This is a genomic window from Herbaspirillum sp. CF444 (genome assembly GCF_000282135.1).
Lineage (GTDB): Bacteria > Pseudomonadota > Gammaproteobacteria > Burkholderiales > Burkholderiaceae_D > Herbaspirillum.
The window spans coordinates 1-18,355 of the sequence record NZ_AKJW01000091.1; the positions used below are offsets into that span (position 1 = coordinate 1).

The following is an 18,355-nucleotide window of genomic DNA, read 5'->3' on the forward strand; positions in this document are numbered from 1 at the left end:
GTTGTGCTCCTTGCGTGTGCCCCGGCACACGACGCGTCGCACGCCTTGCCAGCGCCCTTTCTGGGAAGAACGCATCTCACGCCTATTTATGAAATGAGTTCTAATCTTCATTTCGATCAGTGAATACGGACAGATGAAATATCTCGCAGCAGCAGTACTGTCGTGCGCGGCTTGTGCCGGCAACGCGCAGGCGCAAAATGACGTGTATGTCTGCACCGATGAAAACGGTGCGAAAGAATACAAGAATACCGGGGCGACCAAGGGGTGTCGCAAAGTCGACTTGCCGGGCTTGTCGGTTGCGCCGCAGCCAAAGCGTGCAGCACAGAGCGGGACAGCCGCTTCGGCAGGTGCAGCGACGACGCCGGTCAATTTTCCCAAGGTCGACGCCGGTACGCAGAAGTCGCGCGACAGCGATCGCAAGCTGTTGTTGCAACAGGAATTGAATACGGAAGAGAAGAAGCTGGCAGGTTTGAAAGCGGACTTCAACAATGGCGAGCCCGAGCGTCGCGGCGACGAGCGCAACTATGCGAAATACCAGGAGCGTGTTGCCGGCATGAAGGACGACATTGCAAGATCGGAACGCAATATTGCGGCGCTCAAACGGGAGCTTGCGAACGTACGTTAATGAGTGCGTTAGCCAGGAATGCAGCGTTGTCGCAGGCTCGCCCAAATCTTGCTTAGCTGAAGGGAAGCTGACAGTCGTGCTTGTGTATTTCGAATGCACGCCTGGCAGCCGGTTGCCTGTCGCAGGCATCTCAAAGGCATTTACTGGAACGCATGAAAACAACGCTACCCTCACTGGATGGTCTCGATCTGCTGGCGTCGGCAGTCATCATCCTCGACGCCAACGGCGGCATCGTCTACGCCAACGCCGCTGCCGAAAATCTGCTGGAGAGCTCCTTCAAGGTGCTTTCTCAACAAAAACTAAGCGAGCTTTTCCTCAACGGCAAGGAGCTCGCCACCCTGTTTTACCAGGCTGTCGAGCATCAATTCGCCGACAAGCGTCTGGACCTCGTGCTGGAACGGGCAGGACGCGAGCCGTTGCAAGTCCATACCATCGTCACTGCGCTCGACAGCACTGCCACGCCGGTTTTGCTCGAGCTGCGGGAAAACGTCCAGCAACTCAAGCTGGACCGGGAAGAGCGCCTGCTCGACCAGAGCCAGGCCAACAAGGAACTTATCCGCAACCTCGCGCATGAGATCAAGAACCCGCTTGGCGGCATTCGCGGCGCGGCGCAGTTGCTGGAGCTGGAATTGCCCGAGCGTCATCTGAAAGAGCTGCGCGAATATACCCAGGTCATCATCAAGGAGGCCGATCGCCTGCAGACGCTGGTGGACCGCCTGCTGGCGCCGCACCGGCGGCCGCACATCGTCGGCGACGTCAACATCCACGAAGTCTGCGAGCGCGTGCGCAGCCTCATCCTTGCCGAGTTCCCGAACGGTTTGACCATCCGTCGCGATTATGACTTGTCGATTCCCGAATTCCGCGGCGACAAAGAACAACTCATTCAGGCCTTGCTCAACATTGTCCACAACGCCGCGCAAGCGCTTGCCGAACGCATTCGCGCCGGCGACGCCGAGCTGGTTTTGGCAACGCGCGTCACGCGCCAGGTGACGCTGGCCAAGGTCCGTTACCGGCTGGCACTAGACTTGCATATCATCGACAATGGCCCCGGTATCTCACCAGACATCCAGGACCGTATTTTTTACCCGCTGGTTTCCGGGCGGGAAGGAGGTAGCGGTTTGGGACTGACGTTGGCGCAAACATTCGTACAGCAGCACATGGGAGTCATCGAATGTGAAAGCCGGCCGGGATATACGGATTTCAGAATTTTGATCCCGCTTCCCTGATCACGATTTCTTATTGATCGGGAAAGTTCAGGACGAAGCAATGCAACATCGGCGCATGCCTTTGAAGCTGTCTACTACACGCTATCACAGCAGGAAAAGATAACACTATGAAACCGATCTGGATTGTTGACGACGACGAATCGATACGCTGGGTATTGGAAAAAGCCCTCGCGCGAGAAAATCTCGCCACACAAAGTTTTTCCAGCGCGCGTGATGCGATGCAAGCATTGCAGACCGGCACGCCGCAAGTATTGGTTTCCGATATCCGCATGCCCGGCGCATCCGGTCTGGAACTGCTGCAGACCATCAAAGCCAAGCATCCCGGCATCCCGGTCATCATCATCACCGCCTTCTCGGATCTCGACTCGGCCGTGTCGGCCTTCCAGGGCGGCGCTTTCGAATATCTGGCCAAGCCTTTCGACGTCGACAAGGCGGTTGAACTGATTCGTCGCGCGCTGGAAGAAAGCCTGCGCGAAACCGACGTCGAGCAATCCTCCGCCAACGCGCCGGAAATCCTCGGCCAGGCGCCGGCGATGCAAGATGTTTTCCGCGCCATCGGCCGCCTGTCGCAATCGAACGTGACCGTGCTCATCACCGGCGAATCCGGCTCTGGTAAAGAACTGGTTGCACGCGCCTTGCACAAGCACAGCCCGCGGGCTGCCCAGCCTTTCGTCGCGCTGAACACCGCGGCGATTCCGAAGGACCTGCTCGAGTCGGAACTGTTCGGTCATGAGCGCGGCGCCTTCACCGGTGCGCAAGCGATGCGCCGTGGCCGTTTCGAACAGGCCGAAGGCGGCACCTTGTTCCTCGATGAAATCGGCGACATGCCGCTCGACCTGCAAACGCGTTTGCTGCGCGTGCTGTCGGACGGGCATTTCTATCGCGTCGGCGGCCATCAATCGCTCAAAGCGAACGTGCGCGTGATCGCCGCGACGCACCAGAATCTGGAACACCGCGTGCGCGAAGGCCTGTTCCGCGAAGACTTGTATCACCGCCTCAACGTGATCCGCCTGCGCTTGCCGAGCTTGCGCGAGCGCCGCGAAGACGTGCCTATCCTGGCGCGCCACTTCCTCACGCAAAGCGCGCGTCAGCTCGGCGTCGAAGCCAAGCGTCTGTCGCCGCAGGCGATGCAGTTCCTGTCGCAGCTTGAATTGCCGGGCAATGTACGCCAGCTGGAAAACCTGTGCAACTGGATCACCGTCATGGCACCGGGGCAGACTGTCGAAGTCAAGGATCTGCCGCAGGATCTGATCGAAGAGCGCAGCAGCAACTTCCAGCCGGTATCCTCGCAAGCCGCATCGTCGTCCGCTCCGGCAGCCGAATCGCAAGGTGCTCCAACGGCGAGTGTCGATGGCGACATCGGCGGCGCAGACCGCAACTGGATCAGTCTGTTGGAAACCGAAGCGGCGCAAATGCTGGCCGAAGAACGTCCGGAAGTCATGGACATCCTCGGTCGCCAATTCGAAGCCGCACTGATCAAGATCGCGCTCAAGCATACGCATGGCCGCAAGAACGACGCCGCCGTGCGTCTGGGCATCGGCCGCAATACGATCACGCGCAAGATTCAGGAGCTCGGCATCGGCGGCGCCGAGGACGACTGAGTCGACAAAGTCAAGGGAAGCGGGAAGCAGTAGCAGTAGAGGGGTAGGGAAACTCGTCACGGATATGCCTCATCAAGAATGCAAACCGGACGATGAAAAACAAAATGAAAAAGGCCGGATTCGTGATCGAATCCGGCCTTTTTTTATGGCTGATTTCTATTGCCGACGCTCGCCTTGCTTGCGTCGGCAATCCATCATCAACGCAACGATCAACGCAACGATCAACGCAACTTCAGGGCATAACGCGCCGCTGCCGAAGCGATGAAACTCAGCGTTGCGCCGACAATCACGAAATAGCTGACCGACAGCTTGTTGCCCGTCGCCTGGATCAGCCAGGTAATGATCAGGCCGGCAAAGCCGCCGAACAGCATCACCGCGATGTTATAGCTCAACGACATGCCGGTGCCGCGCGTCTGCACCGGGAAGATGTCGGCCAACAGCGCAGGCATCGCCGCAAAGTACATGGTCATCAGCACGCCGATGACGATTTGCAGCAACAGCAGGTTGATGAAGCTCGGCGAACCGGTCAGGAACAGGAACATCGGATAAGTCAGCACGACGAAGGCCAGGCTGCTGGCAATCATGAACGGCGTGCGGCCATGTTTGTCCGACAGTTCGCCCACCAGCGGCGACGCCAGCATCATGATCAGGCCGGACACCAGCGTTGCCGCATACGACGACCATGCCGGCATGCCCAGTTGCTTGATGGCGTAGGTCGGCATGTACAGCGACAGGTAGACCGATACGGTTGCCATGATCACGCTGCCGGTGCCGATCAGCAGGCGCATCTTCTGGGTGGAGAAGGTATCGCGCAACGGCGTCTCGGTGCGCTCTGCCGCAGCGAACTCCGGCGATTCATCCAGGTGGCGACGGATGTAGAAACCGGCAGGGCCGATCAGCAGGCCGAACAGGAACGGCAGGCGCCAGCCCCAGGAATACAGCTGTTCGGGCGTCAGCCAGCCGTTCAGGCCGGCGCCGAAAGCGGCTGCCATCAACAGGCTCAGCCCCTGGCTGGCGACCTGCCAGCTGGAGAAGAAGCCGCGGCGATGCGGTGCATGTTCCACCAGGAACGCCGTCGAGCTGCCGAACTCGCCGCCGGCCGAGAAACCCTGGATCAGACGCGCCAGAACGATGCCCGCCGGCGCCCACAGGCCGATGCTCGCATAGGTCGGCATGAAGGCGATCATGGCGGTGCCGATGGTCATCAGGACGATTGACAGCGACAAGGCCGCCTTGCGTCCGACGCGATCGGAATAAGCGCCAAGGATGACGGCGCCGAGCGGACGCATGAAGAACGACACGCCGAACGTCGCAAAGGTCACCAGCAGCGACACCGTCTCATTGTCGGTCGGGAAGAACAGCTTGGCGATGACCACGGCAAACGCGCCGTAAATCAGGACGTCGAACCATTCCAGCGCATTGCCGATCGATGACGAAATGACGGCCCGCCAGGTTTGTGGATGAAGCTTGGCTGACGCATCATTGCCGGTTGCTGCAGAACTCTTATTATTCATGCGTTCTCCCGATGGTGAGATTGTTGAGGTGGGTGTCGCCGGCGGCAGATTGTTTGCGCACTTTGTCTCGCAGGAATGCGTAAATAATATGCCCATGTCCATAGACAACCGACCGAGAATACGTGCATGCAAGAGACGCTGTCAATCATGCATTTGAGGCGATTCCTATCGTATGGGAAAGCATGTGGGGTCAGGGTGGCAGAAAATTGGCGGGCTAAGCGCTAATGCCGTTCAGTCAAGCTTAAAAAGCTCATCTCGCTATGACTGTCGTCCTGACGAAAGTCAGGACCCAGCGGCGTATCGACCGTCTTCACGACACTGGATCCCAGCGTTCGCCGGGACGACTGCTTTAGGAAAATAGGTTTAAATAAACGGCACTAGGGCTAAGTTTTTTCGCCCAGTCTGCGCCACAAGGTCGTACGGCTGATGCCGAGATGTTTTGCTGCAGCGGCGCGGTTGCCGTCGAATCGCGCCAGCGCCTCCTCCAGCGACTCGTTTCGCTGTGTTGCGTCACCCGCTTCGCTATCTGGCCGCGTCAGCGCGTTCGCGCGGCTCGAGGCGGCCGGTGTTGTCGGCGTATTATCGCTTTGGAGGATTTCCGGCGCGACGCGCGCGATCAGGTTCGGCGTCAGCGCCTGCAAAGGTTCGGCGGCGAGGAACAAGGCCAGTCGTTCCATCATGTTGCGCAGCTCGCGCACGTTGCCGGGCCAGTCGTAACGCGCCAGCAGGGGCGTGCAGCGCAGGATTTCTGCGTGCAGGTTGGCGTGCGGACGAATATCCATCGCCGCCAGCGCGTTCTTCAGGCACCACTGCGCCAGCGGCGCCAGATCCTCGGGACGTTCGCGCAGCGGCGGCAGGGTCATGCGCAACACGCTCAGGCGATAGAACAGGTCGGCGCGAAAACGTCCTTCCTTGACGCGGCTGTCGAGGTCGCAATGCGTCGCGCTGATGATGCGCACGCTGACGGGAATCGGCCGCGTGCCGCCGACGCGCACCACTTCACGCTCTTCCAGCACGCGCAGCAGGCGTGTTTGCAGCGGTAAAGGCATCTCGCCGATTTCATCGAGGAACAGCGTGCCGCGATGCGCCGCTTCGAACAAGCCCGCACGGCCGCCGCGGCGCGAACCGGTGAACGCGCCTTCTTCATAGCCGAACAGCTCCGACTCCAGCAGCGACTCCGCCAGCGCGCCGCAATTGACCGCGACGAAAGGATGGTGCGCCTGCACCTTGCCTTGCATCTGCGGATGCGCGCGATGGATCGCCTGTGCAGCCAGTTCCTTGCCGGTTCCGGTTTCGCCCTGGATCAGCACGGTGGCGGGGGATTTCGCAAACAGCGTGATCGACTGGCGCACCGCCTCCATCGCGGCCGAATCGCCGCGCAAGTCGTTGAGATGATGCCGGGCGCGCAAGGTGTCGGCCACCGGCAGGATGCGTCCGCGCGTCGACTCCAGTTGGGTCAGGCGCGCCAATTCCAGCGCATCGTCGAAAGCCTGGCGGATGCTGGCGGCGGAGTAGACGAAGATGCCGGCCAGTCCTGCTTCCTGCGCCAGGCCGGTGATCAGGCCGGCGCCGACGATGGCCTTGATGCCGGCCGCTTTCAGCTCATTGATCTGGGCGCGCGCATCTTCTTCGGTGGCGTAGGTGCGCTGCACGATGTTCAGACCGAAGGTGCTCTGGAATTCGGTCAGCGAGGGCATGGTTTCCTGATACGTGATCATGCCGATGTCGGGTGAAATCTTGCGTGCCTTCGCCAACGCCTGCATGACGTCGAAGCCGCTGGCCTTGGCGATGATCACCGGGACCGACAAGCGGCTTTTGAGATAGGCGCCGTTGGAGCCTGCCGCGATGACGGCGTCGCAGTGTTCGGTGGCGAGGCGCTCGCGGATATGTCGCACAGCGTCTTCAAAGCCCAGCGGGATCGGCTCGATGTCGGCGCGGTCGTCGAACTCCAGCGTGATGTCGCGGAACAGTTCGACCAGGCGCGACACGGAGACGGTCCAGATGACGGGCTTGTCGGTGTTGTCTCTGGAACTGGTGGTGGGACGTTTCATGTTTCACGTTGAGTGTTTCAGGTGTTTCAAATGTAACACATCATCGCCATGGACGTGCGCTCCACAACTTCGCTCTCTCGAGAGAGAAAAGGATATAAGTCATTGATTTGACGCGAGCTTGTGATGAAACATCATTTTCTTCTGCGGTGCAACATCCGGTCGCTGCCGAGGTGGCATGCGCATTGCAATAAGCAGGGGCATCCATCCCGCTGAAACATGCGCGCCACTCAAATCAAAGGACGTCAAATGAGCAATGCTTCCCCAACCACAAAACAAATCCTGCGCGACAAAGTCAATGCACGCAAAGGCCTGCTGGTTCCCGGCGCGTTCAATGCCTTGTCGGCGCGCGTGATCGCCGATCTCGGCTTTGAAGCGCTCTATGTCACTGGCGCCGGCGTCACCAACATGTATTTCGGCATGCCGGATCAGGGCTTCATCGGCCTCAACGAACTGGCCGATCACACCGCGCGCATCCGGGATGCCGTGGAAATTCCGCTGATCGTCGATGCCGACACCGGCTTTGGCAATGCGCTCAACGTACGCCACACCATCCGCACGCTGGAGCGCGCCGGCGCCGATGCGGTGCAACTGGAAGACCAGGTTTCGCCAAAGCGCTGCGGCCACTTCAACGGCAAGGAAGTCATTTCCTGCGCCGAGATGGTCGGCAAGATCCACGCCGCCGTCGATGCACGCAGCAACGACGGCATGCTGATCATGGCGCGCACCGATGCGCGCAGCGTCCACGGTTTTGAAGATGCGCTCGAACGCGCGGCCCGCTACAGCGAAGCCGGCGCCGACATCCTGTTCGTCGAAGCGACCGAAACCGCCGAAGAAATCCGCCGCCTGCCGCAAGCGCTCGACAAGCCGCAACTGGTGAACCTGGTGATCGGCGGCAAGACGCCGATCTTCAACGCCGACGAACTGGGCGACCTCGGCTACGGCATCGTGCTGTACGCCAACGCCGCGCTGCAAGGCGCCGTGGCAGGCATGCAAAAGGCGCTGACCATTTTGCGCGATGCCCATCGTCTCGACGAAGATCCGAATTTCGTGACGCCGTTTGCCGAGCGTCAGCGCCTGGTCAACAAACCGATGTTCGATCTGCTGGAAAAGAAATACGCCGACAAATAAGCGGCATCCTCGCAGTCAGCATCGTTCCGCATCCGCATTCAGACAACACCATTCCCATATCAGCAAGGAGATACGCATGAGCGAACCACAAGCACCGGCAACAGGCTTCAAACCGAAAAAATCCGTCGCCCTGTCCGGCGTCACCGCAGGCAACACCGCACTGTGCACCGTCGGCAAGACCGGCAACGATTTGCACTACCGCGGCTACGACATCCTCGACGTGGCCGACAGCTGCGAGTTCGAAGAAATCGCCCATTTGCTGGTGCACGGCAAGTTGCCGACCAGCGCAGAACTGAAAGCCTACAAGGCCAAACTGAAAGCGCTGCGCGGCTTGCCGGCCAACGTCAAGGCCGCGCTGGAATGGCTGCCGGCGGCATCGCATCCGATGGACGTGATGCGCACCGGCGTGTCGGCACTGGGCTGCGTGCTGCCGGAAAAAGACGACCACAACACGCCGGGAGCGCGCGACATCGCCGACCGCCTGATGGCTTCGCTGGGTTCGATGCTGCTGTACTGGTATCACTACAGCCACAATGGCAACCGCATCGAAGTGGAGACCGACGACGATTCCATCGGCGCGCACTTCCTGCACCTGCTGCACGGCGAGAAGCCGTCCGAGCTGTGGGAAAAGGCGATGCACACCTCGCTGATCCTGTACGCCGAACATGAATTCAATGCCTCCACGTTTGCCGGCCGCGTCATCGCCGGTACCGGCTCCGACATGTACTCGGCGATCACCGGCGCGATCGGCGCGCTGCGCGGTCCCAAGCACGGCGGCGCCAATGAGGTCGCATTCGAAATCCAGAAGCGTTACGACAATCCGGACGAAGCGGAAGCAGACATCAAGCGCCGCGTCGAGAACAAGGAAGTCGTGATCGGTTTCGGCCATCCGGTCTACACGATTGCGGACCCGCGCAACAAGGTCATCAAGGAAGTCGCGCGCAAGCTGTCCAAGGAGGCCGGTTCGGTCAAGATGTTCGACATCGCCGAGCGTCTGGAAACCGTCATGTGGGACATCAAGAAGATGTTCCCCAACCTCGACTGGTTCTCGGCCGTGTCGTACCACATGATGGGCGTGCCGACGGCGATGTTCACGCCGCTGTTCGTGATCGCGCGTACTTCGGGCTGGGCTGCGCACATCATCGAGCAACGCATCGACAACAAGATCATCCGTCCATCGGCCAACTATGTCGGTCCGGAAGATCTGAAATTCGTGCCGATCGGCAAGCGCAAGTAAGTAATACACTAGGCAATACACCAAGCATCATCCGCAGCCTGCTGCGCCGGTATGAAACGGCGCGCAGGCTGTCACTCTTACCTAAAGTTTTTCTCGGGACCGAGCCATGAATACCGCAAACCGCAAACCTTTACCTGGGACCAAGCTGGATTATTTCGACGCCCGTGCCGCGGTTGAATCGATCAAGCCAGGCGCCTGGAACACGCTGCCTTATACCTCGCGCGTGCACGCAGAAAACCTGGTGCGTCGCTGCGATCCGAGCATCCTCGTCGATTGTCTGAAACAGATCATCGAGTGCAAGCGTGAACTCGACTTTCCCTGGTTTCCCGCGCGCGTGGTGTGTCACGACATCCTCGGCCAGACCGCATTGGTCGACCTCGCCGGCCTGCGCGACGCCATTGCCGATCAGGGCGGCGACCCGGCCAAGGTGAACCCGGTGGTGCCGGTGCAACTGATCGTCGACCACTCGCTGGCGGTGGAGTGCGGCGGCTTCGATCCGCAAGCGTTTGAAAAGAACCGCGCCATCGAAGATCGCCGCAACGAAGACCGCTTCCATTTCATCAACTGGACCAAGAAGGCGTTTGAAAACATCAACGTCATCCAGCCCGGCAACGGCATCATGCACCAGATCAATCTGGAGAAAATGTCGCCGGTCATTCACAACGACAACGGCCTGGCCTATCCGGACACCTGCGTCGGCACCGACAGCCACACGCCGCACGTCGATGCGCTGGGCGTGATCGCCGTCGGCGTCGGCGGCCTGGAAGCCGAGAACGTCATGCTCGGTCGCGCATCGTGGATGCGCCTGCCGGAAATCATCGGCGTCGAACTGTCCGGCAAGCCGCAACCCGGCATCACCGCAACCGACGTGGTGCTGTCGCTGACCGAATTCCTGCGCAAGGAAAAAGTGGTCGGCGCTTATCTGGAGTTCCGCGGCGAAGGCGCTTCCGCGTTGACGCTGGGCGATCGCGCGACCATCTCCAACATGGCGCCGGAATACGGTGCGACCGCGGCGATGTTCTTCATCGACCAGCAAACCATCGACTACCTCAAGCTCACCGGCCGCGACGACGAGCAGGTCAAGCTGGTCGAGAGCTACGCCAAGGAAGCCGGCCTGTGGGCCGACAGCCTGGCGTCGGCGCAATACGAGCGCACGCTGAAATTCGATCTGTCCACCGTGGTGCGCACGCTGGCAGGTCCGTCCAACCCGCATCGCCGCCTGCCGGTGTCGGCACTGGCCGAGCGCGGCATCGCCGTCGACCTCGACAAGGCGCAAGCCCAGGAAGCCGAAGGCCTGATGCCCGACGGCGCCGTCATCATCGCCGCCATCACCAGTTGCACCAACACCAGCAATCCACGCAACGTGATCGCCGCCGGCCTGCTGGCGCGCAATGCCAACAAACTCGGCCTGACCCGCAAGCCGTGGGTGAAGTCGTCGCTGGCGCCGGGATCCAAAACCGTCGAGCTCTATCTCGACGAAGCAGGCCTGGGCACCGAGCTGGCAAAACTGGGCTTCGGCATCGTCGCGTTTGCCTGCACCACCTGCAATGGCATGTCGGGTGCGCTCGATCCGGTCATCCAGAAGGAAATCGTCGACCGCGACCTGTACACAACAGCCGTGTTGTCCGGCAACCGCAACTTTGACGGCCGCATCCATCCTTACGCCAAGCAAGCCTTCCTGGCGTCGCCGCCGTTGGTGGTGGCCTACGCGATTGCCGGCACCATCCGTTTCGACATCGAGAAAGATGTACTGGCCGTGGTCGACGGCAAGGAAATCCGCCTCAAGGATATCTGGCCTACCGACGAAGAGATCGATGCCGTGGTCAAGTCCTCGGTCAAGCCGCAGCAATTCCGCAACGTCTATACGCCGATGTTCGCCGTGCAGGCCGACGACGGCGAGAAGGTCAGCCCGCTGTACGACTGGCGCGCGATGAGCACCTACATCCGCCGTCCGCCGTACTGGGAAGGCGCGCTGGCAGGCGAGCGCACCATGACCGGCATGCGCGCGCTGGCGGTACTGCCGGACAACATCACCACCGATCACCTGTCGCCGTCCAACGCCATCCTGGCCGATTCCGCCGCCGGCGAATACCTGACCAAGATGGGCTTGCCGGAAGAAGATTTCAATTCCTACGCCACCCATCGCGGTGATCACCTGACCGCATTGCGCGCTACCTTCGCCAACCCGCAACTGGTCAACGAGATGGCCGTCGTCAACGGTGAAGTCAAGAAGGGCTCGCTGGCCCGCGTCGAACCGGAAGGCCAGGTCATGCGCATGTGGGAAGCCATCGAAACCTACTTGAACCGCAAGCAGCCGCTGATCATCGTCGCCGGCGCCGATTACGGCCAGGGTTCGTCGCGCGACTGGGCGGCCAAGGGCGTGCGTCTGGCGGGCGTGGAAGTGATCGCCGCCGAAGGCTTCGAACGCATCCACCGCACCAACCTGATCGGCATGGGCGTGTTGCCGCTGGAATTCAAACCGGGCGTGACGCGCAAAACGCTGGGCATCGACGGCACCGAAACTTTCGACGTGATCGGCACGCGCTCATCATTCCTGCGCGCCGATCTGACGCTGGTCATCACGCGCAAGAACGGCGAGCGCGTTGAAGTGCCGATGACCTGCCGTCTCGATACCGCGGAAGAAGTCTCGATCTATGAAGCGGGCGGCGTGCTGCAACGTTTCGCGCAGGACTTTCTGGCGTCGACGGTCAAGGCAGCGTAAGCAAGTTGACGTTCAAGCAAACAGGACACATGCACATGAACCACGCACCTCAAATCAAAATCCCCGCCACTTATATCCGCGGCGGCACCAGCAAAGGCGTGTTCTTCCGCCTGCAGGACTTGCCTGCATCCGCGCAGCAACCGGGCGCCGCGCGCGACGCCTTGCTGATGCGCGTCATCGGCAGTCCCGATCCTTACGGCAAGCAGATCGACGGCATGGGCGGCGCAACGTCCAGCACCAGCAAAACCGTCATCCTGTCCAAGTCCAGCCGGCCGGGTCATGACGTCGACTACCTGTTCGGGCAGGTGGCGATCGACAGCGCTTTCGTCGACTGGAGCGGCAATTGCGGCAACCTGTCGGCGGCAGTTGGCCCGTTCGCCATCAGCAACGGCCTGATCGATCCCGACCGCGTGCCGATGAATGGCACCTGCACGGTGCGCATCTGGCAAGCCAACATCGGCAAGACCATCATCGCGCACGTGATGATCACAGATGGCCAGGTGCAGGAGACCGGCGATTTCGAACTCGACGGCGTGACCTTTCCGGCGGCGGAAGTGCAGCTTGAATTCCTCGATCCGGCGGACGAAGGCGAAGGTGACGGTGGCGGCTCCATGTTCCCGACCGGCAACCTGGTCGACGATCTGGACGTGCCGGGCGTCGGCATCTTCAAGGCGACCATGATCAATGCCGGCATCCCGGCGATTTTCCTGAATGCGGAAGACATCGGTTACACCGGCGCCGAGCTGCAGGATGTCATCAACAGCGATCCCAGGGCGCTGGCGATGTTCGAGACCATCCGCGCTCACGGCGCGGTGCGCATGGGTCTGATCGGGCATGTCGATGAAGCCGCCAAGCGTCAGCACACGCCCAAGGTCGCCTTCGTCGCCGCCCCGCGCGACTATGTCGCTTCCAGCGGCAAGCAAGTCGGCGCCGGCGATGTCGACTTGTTGGTGCGCGCCATGTCCATGGGCAAGTTGCACCACGCCATGATGGGTACGGCGGCGGTCGCCATCGGCACGGCCGCGGCGATCCCCGGTACGCTGGTCAATCTCGCTGCCGGCGGCGGCGAGCGTACGGCAGTGCGTTTCGGCCATCCGTCCGGCACCTTGCGCGTCGGTGCGGAAGCGAAACGGATCGGCGGCGAATGGAGCGTCACCAAAGCCATCATGAGCCGCAGTGCACGGGTGTTGATGGAAGGCTGGATACGGGTTCCGGGCGACGCGTTCTGATCGGAGCATCGACGGGGCATATTGCAATGCAGTGGCTGGAAAACGGAATAGGGGAACGAAAGTTGGTAAGATGCCGTCCACATTCTCTTTTCACCCCGCACTGGATCAAAACATGACTTTCTTGCAACGCGCTTCCGTACTGACCGTGTCCATCCTGCTGGCAGCCTGCGCTGAAACGGTGCCGCTGACCGAAACCAAGCCGGTGCCGGCTCCGCTGCAACCGGTTGCGGCCGCCGTCAATCCCGCTTGGGCCGGCCGCCTGGCGACGGGTTCCTTCTCCTGCGACATGGGCAACAAGGTGGAGGTCAAGGTGGATGCGTCCAACAACGTGAGCCTGGTGTGGAAGGGCAGCACCTACAAGATGACGCCGGTATCGACCTCCACCGGCGCACTGCGTTTTGAAGACAAGGGCGATGGCCTGGTGTGGATTCAGATTCCATCGAAGTCGATGCTGCTGAACTCGAAGATCGGCCAGCAGCTCGCCAATGATTGCAAGAATCGCTGATCATTTTTTTGACGCCGGTTGCTTGTCGATGTGCAGGCAATCCGGGTGTCATCCGATGATGAAAAAGGGATGCTCGCGCATCCTTTTTTTCGTTTCGAAGAACGATTTGAAATGCTTGGTTTCAAGAAGAAAAACGCATGAATTAAGCTGGGCGTAAGCAAGCGCTGTCACAGTAAACCGCAGTACGCAACACAGAGAAAAGATGCGGCGCAAAGATGCCGCGCTCACGGTGCAATGACATCGCCATCGCGTCATTGCCTGTCCGATTGCCATGAGGAGACATCATGAATTTCGCGTCGTTTTACCAGCAGTCGATCGACGATCCCAATACCTTTTGGGCCGACGAAGCCCGGCGCGTCGACTGGCATGCGCCGTTCAGCAAAACACTGGACTATTCCCGGCCGCCGTTTGCGCGCTGGTTCGTCGGCGGCGAGACCAATCTGTGCCACAACGCCATCGACCGGCATCTGGCGCAGCGCGGCGATCAGGCGGCATTGATCACCGTCTCGACGGAAACCGATACCGAAAAAACCTACAGTTTCCGCGAGCTGCATCGCGAAGTCAGCGCCATGGCGGCGACCATGCAAACGCTGGGCGTGCGGCGCGGCGACCGCGTGCTGATCTACATGCCGATGATCGCCGAAGCGGTGTTTGCGATGCTGGCGTGCGCGCGCATCGGCGCCGTGCATTCGGTGGTGTTCGGCGGCTTCGCGTCCAACAGTCTGGCGACGCGCATCGATGATGCGCAACCGGTCTTGATCGTGTCTGCCGATGCCGGTTCACGCGGCGGCAAGGTGGTGCCTTACAAGGGCTTGCTCGATGAAGCAATCCGGCTGGCGCAGCACAAGCCGGCGCACGTCCTGCTGGTGGATCGCGGTTTGGCGGAGATGTCGTGCATGGCAGGAAGGGATGTCGATTATGCCTCGGCGCGAACACAACATCTTGACGCGCAGGTGCCGGTGGTCTGGCTGGAGTCCAACGAACCGTCCTACATCCTCTACACCTCCGGCACGACCGGCAAGCCGAAAGGCGTGCAGCGCGACGTCGGCGGCTATGCGGTGGCGCTGACGGCATCCATGCAGCACGTGTTCTGCGGCAATCCCGGCGAGACTTATTTCTGCACCTCCGATATCGGCTGGGTGGTCGGCCATTCCTACATCGTCTACGGACCCTTGATGGCGGGCATGGCGACGATCCTCTATGAAGGATTGCCGGTGTTGCCCAAAGAGACGCCCGACGCCGGCATCTGGTGGCGCCTGGTGGAAAAGTACCAGGTCACGCGCATGTTTTCTTCGCCGACGGCGATCCGCGTGCTGAAGAAGCATCCTCCGGAATTCATGAGCAGATACGACCTGTCCTCGCTCAAGAGTTTGTACCTTGCCGGCGAACCGCTGGACGAGACGACGTCGAACTGGATTTCCACATCGCTGGGCGTGCCGGTCATCGACAACTACTGGCAGACCGAAAGCGGCTGGCCCATCCTGTCGATTGCCAAAGGCGTCGACGACAAGTCCACGCGGCTCGGCAGCCCGGGCGTGCCGTTGTATGGCTACAAGATGCACATCATGAATGAATCCACCGGCGAGTTGTGCCGCGCCAACGAGAAGGGCGTGGTCGTGATCGAGGGGCCGTTGCCGCCGGGCTGCATGCAGACCGTGTATCGCGACGACGAGCGTTTCGTGAATACCTACTGGTCCAATTTCCGCACGCAGGTGTATTCGACCTTCGACTGGGGCATTCGCGACGAGGACGGCTACTACTTCATCCTCGGCCGCACCGACGACGTGATCAACGTCGCCGGTCACCGGCTCGGCACGCGCGAAATCGAGGAGAGCATTTCCAGTCACGCCAATGTGTCGGAAGTCGCCGTGGTCGGCGTCGAAGACAAGCTGAAAGGGCAGGTCGCCATCGCCTTCGTGATCCCCAAGAAAGCCGAAGGCATCGCCACACCGGAAGGCCGGCAGGCGCTGGAAGCGGAAATCATGCGCGTGGTCGACAAGCAGATCGGCGCCGTCGGCCGGCCGTCGCGCGTGCATTTCGTCAGCCTGCTGCCGAAGACGCGCTCAGGTAAACTGTTGCGCCGCTCGATCCAGGCGATCTGCGAGGGCCGCGATCCAGGCGACCTGACGACGATTGAAGACCCGGGTTCGTTGCAGCAAATCAAGGCGGCATTGCAAAGTTGAAGCAGGGAGGCGCCTGGCGTATCGTCCGGAATGCGCCAGGCGCCGGCAATTTGGTTACACTACGTATTGTCAAATTTTCCTCCACGCCATCTTCCATGAGCTTTTCGATTCGCCCGGCCACCAGCGCCGATGCTGCCGCCATTTGTGAGATTTACAACCACTACGTCCTCAACACCGTCATCAGCTTTGAGCTGGAAGCCGTCTCCGTGACCGAGATGGAAGGTCGCATTGCCGAGATATCGGCGCAATTTCCATGGTTGGTGTATGAAGAAGACGGGCGTATCCTTGGCTATGCCTATGCCGCCAAGTGGAAGGTGCGCAAGGCCTACCGGCATTCGGTCGAGAGCTCTGTCTACATGGCGCAGGACAGCGGCGGCAAGGGCATCGGTTCCAGGCTCTATGCAGCCTTGTTTGCCGAATTGAAGGCGCTTGGCGTACATGCGGTGATGGGCGGCATTGCCTTGCCGAATGCCGGCAGCATCGCCTTGCATGAAAAAATGGGCTTCGTCAAAGTTGCGCATTTTGCCGAGGTTGGCAAGAAGCACGATCAGTGGATCGACGTCGCTTACTGGCAATTGATCCTGTAAGGAGGATGCAGCATGAGATCCACCCGAGCCACCGGCGCCATCGAGCGCCTGAACACGCGTGCAGGAACAAAGCAATATTCGATGGTGCGCACGTCTAGCGAGCTGTTTTTCTTGGTGCAGCGTGTCGCCGGCAATCCGGTCGAGAAACTCAGCGAGCCGCTGCCGCTCGATGAATTCGTCGCCTTCGTCAACGCCTACGGTCCGCAAAAACCGAAGCGCGTGAGCAAGCTCGACACGGCGTTCGAAAAGCAGTTGGTCAAGAAAGACAAAGAATAGCGTTGCAATGGCGTTGAGGCGGCCGTTGAGGTGGCGTTACAAGGGCGAGTCATGGGAAATCGGCAAGCAGACCGGGAACAAGGCAAAGACTGGATACTGCGCACGCAATCGTCCGGGGTGGAACGCATCGAAGCCTTCTTCCACGGCAGCGGCTACGCCATGCATCGCCACGACACCTATGCGCTCGGCATCACGCTGGCGGGCGTGCAATCCTTCCAATACAAAAAATCCCTGCGCAACAGCCTGCCGGGCAACACCATGGCGCTGTATCCCGACGAGCCGCATGACGGTCAGGCCGGCACCGAGGCGGGCTTTCGTTACCGCATGCTGTATGTCGAACCGGCCTTGTTGCAGGCCGCGCTGGGCGGCGTGCCTTTGCCCTTCATCGAAGGCGGCATCTCGACCGATCCGCGCATGTTCCATGCACTCGGGAATCTGCTCGCGCAAATGGATGGCGACGTCGAACCGCTGCAGCAGGATGACGGCATCTTCGAACTGGCGACTGCGATGAACGCCGTGTCCGGCAACCGTCCTCGCCGCCATGCCGCCGACTTCCAGGCCGCACAACGCGCCCGCGAATACATCCACGCCGCGCTGGACCGCACGCTCACGCTCGACGAACTGGCGCAATCCTGCGGCCGCGATCGCTGGAGCCTGACGCGCGACTTTCGCAGTTTTTTCGGCACCAGCCCCTATCGTTATCTGAGCATGCGCCGCCTGGATCTGGCGCGTCGTCTCATGGCGCAAGGCCGGCCGTTGGCCGAAGTCGCTGCAATGTCCGGTTTCGCGGACCAGAGTCACATGACGCGGTTGTTCACCAGGACCTACGGCATTGCTCCGGCACGCTGGTTGCGGATGGTGAAGCCGGGCAGGTGATGTCCACCGGCATTTGCACGATCGTTCAAGACCGCACCGGATAGTCTGCGTAATCTGGCTCCTTGTTATTGATTGATACAGGAGCAGAGCATGTCCACTACCGCATCCCCCGCCGTCCCAAGCCGGGATTACAAAGCCATCAATTTCGCCGAAAAACTGTCGCTGTTCAGCGAACAGTGGTCGCAGCGCGTGATTGCAGAAATGAACGACTACCAGTTCAAACTCGCCAAGGTGGAAGGCGACTTCATCTGGCACGATCATGCCGACACCGACGAAGTGTTCATCGTCCTGGAAGGCAAGCTGCGCATCGACTTCCGCGACGGTGCCGTGCATCTCGGCGCGGGTGAAATGTTCGTCATTCCCAAGGGCGTCGAGCACAAGCCCTATGCCGAGACCGAAACCAGGATCCTGCTGGTCGAACCGCGCGGCGTGATCAATACCGGCAACGAAGAGAGCGACAGGACGCGGCAGAACGACGTCTGGATTTAGAACTCATTTCATAAATAGGCGTGAGTGCGAGCTTTTCCTGTTTGGGATGAAGTGCAAGGCGCGAATCGGGGTCAAGACTGGGCGTCTTGACCCCGATTCGTAACGC

Annotated in this window: 15 protein-coding genes; 13 read left to right on the forward strand and 2 right to left on the reverse strand. The window is 60.6% G+C overall.

Annotated elements, in window-relative coordinates; all coding sequences use genetic code 11:
- Nucleotides 1-133 precede the first annotated feature (133 nt).
- From PMI16_RS21280 to ntrC, 3 genes are all read left to right on the forward strand, one after another.
- Nucleotides 134-625, forward strand: a complete 492-nt coding sequence (locus tag PMI16_RS21280) for a DUF4124 domain-containing protein (RefSeq protein WP_007883451.1) — start codon at nt 134-136, stop codon at nt 623-625.
- A 152-nt stretch (nt 626-777) separates the two neighbouring features.
- Nucleotides 778-1,851, forward strand: coding sequence for a nitrogen regulation protein NR(II) (glnL, locus tag PMI16_RS21285; protein ID WP_007883453.1), 1,074 nt, complete (start codon nt 778-780; stop codon nt 1,849-1,851).
- A gap of 107 nt (nt 1,852-1,958) precedes the next feature.
- Nucleotides 1,959-3,452 carry a nitrogen regulation protein NR(I) gene (gene ntrC / locus PMI16_RS21290; protein ID WP_007883455.1) on the forward strand — a complete coding sequence of 498 codons (1,494 nt, stop codon included), beginning with the start codon at nt 1,959-1,961 and terminating at the stop codon, nt 3,450-3,452.
- Nucleotides 3,453-3,673: 221 nt separating this feature from the next.
- On the opposite strand, the gene PMI16_RS21295 is transcribed toward ntrC, so the two are convergent.
- Together PMI16_RS21295 and prpR are read right to left on the reverse strand one after the other, a co-directional pair.
- Nucleotides 3,674-4,966, reverse strand: coding sequence for an MFS transporter (locus PMI16_RS21295; protein WP_007883456.1), 1,293 nt, complete (start codon nt 4,964-4,966; stop codon nt 3,674-3,676).
- 383 nt (nt 4,967-5,349) lie between these two features.
- Nucleotides 5,350-7,017, reverse strand: a complete 1,668-nt coding sequence (prpR, locus tag PMI16_RS21300) for a propionate catabolism operon regulatory protein PrpR (RefSeq protein WP_007883458.1) — start codon at nt 7,015-7,017, stop codon at nt 5,350-5,352.
- 246 nt (nt 7,018-7,263) lie between these two features.
- On the opposite strand from prpR, the gene PMI16_RS21305 reads away from it, so the two are divergent.
- From PMI16_RS21305 to PMI16_RS21350, 10 genes are all read left to right on the forward strand, one after another.
- Entirely contained in the window at nt 7,264-8,145 is an 882-nt protein-coding gene (locus PMI16_RS21305) for an isocitrate lyase/PEP mutase family protein (protein WP_007883460.1), read from the forward strand.
- Nucleotides 8,146-8,221: 76 nt separating this feature from the next.
- Nucleotides 8,222-9,382 carry a bifunctional 2-methylcitrate synthase/citrate synthase gene (prpC, locus tag PMI16_RS21310; RefSeq protein WP_007883462.1) on the forward strand — a complete coding sequence of 387 codons (1,161 nt, stop codon included), beginning with the start codon at nt 8,222-8,224 and terminating at the stop codon, nt 9,380-9,382.
- Between the two features lie 106 nt (nt 9,383-9,488).
- Nucleotides 9,489-12,104 carry a Fe/S-dependent 2-methylisocitrate dehydratase AcnD gene (gene acnD, locus PMI16_RS21315; RefSeq protein WP_007883465.1) on the forward strand — a complete coding sequence of 872 codons (2,616 nt, stop codon included), beginning with the start codon at nt 9,489-9,491 and terminating at the stop codon, nt 12,102-12,104.
- A gap of 35 nt (nt 12,105-12,139) precedes the next feature.
- Entirely contained in the window at nt 12,140-13,333 is a 1,194-nt protein-coding gene (prpF, locus tag PMI16_RS21320) for a 2-methylaconitate cis-trans isomerase PrpF (RefSeq protein WP_007883466.1), read from the forward strand.
- A 112-nt stretch (nt 13,334-13,445) separates the two neighbouring features.
- Entirely contained in the window at nt 13,446-13,838 is a 393-nt protein-coding gene (locus PMI16_RS21325; RefSeq protein WP_007883467.1) for a hypothetical protein, read from the forward strand.
- 284 nt (nt 13,839-14,122) lie between these two features.
- Complete coding sequence (locus PMI16_RS21330; RefSeq protein ID WP_007883482.1) at nt 14,123-16,021, forward strand: propionate--CoA ligase; 1,899 nt, start codon at nt 14,123-14,125, stop codon at nt 16,019-16,021.
- A gap of 95 nt (nt 16,022-16,116) precedes the next feature.
- Entirely contained in the window at nt 16,117-16,608 is a 492-nt protein-coding gene (locus PMI16_RS21335; protein WP_007883483.1) for an arsinothricin resistance N-acetyltransferase ArsN1 family B, read from the forward strand.
- Between the two features lie 12 nt (nt 16,609-16,620).
- Complete coding sequence (locus PMI16_RS21340) at nt 16,621-16,884, forward strand: hypothetical protein (RefSeq protein ID WP_007883484.1); 264 nt, start codon at nt 16,621-16,623, stop codon at nt 16,882-16,884.
- A 51-nt stretch (nt 16,885-16,935) separates the two neighbouring features.
- Nucleotides 16,936-17,760, forward strand: a complete 825-nt coding sequence (locus PMI16_RS21345) for an AraC family transcriptional regulator (protein WP_007883487.1) — start codon at nt 16,936-16,938, stop codon at nt 17,758-17,760.
- A 90-nt stretch (nt 17,761-17,850) separates the two neighbouring features.
- On the forward strand, nt 17,851-18,249 hold the full coding sequence (locus PMI16_RS21350) for a cupin domain-containing protein (RefSeq protein WP_007883488.1): 399 nt from the start codon (nt 17,851-17,853) through the stop codon (nt 18,247-18,249).
- Nucleotides 18,250-18,355 lie beyond the last annotated feature (106 nt).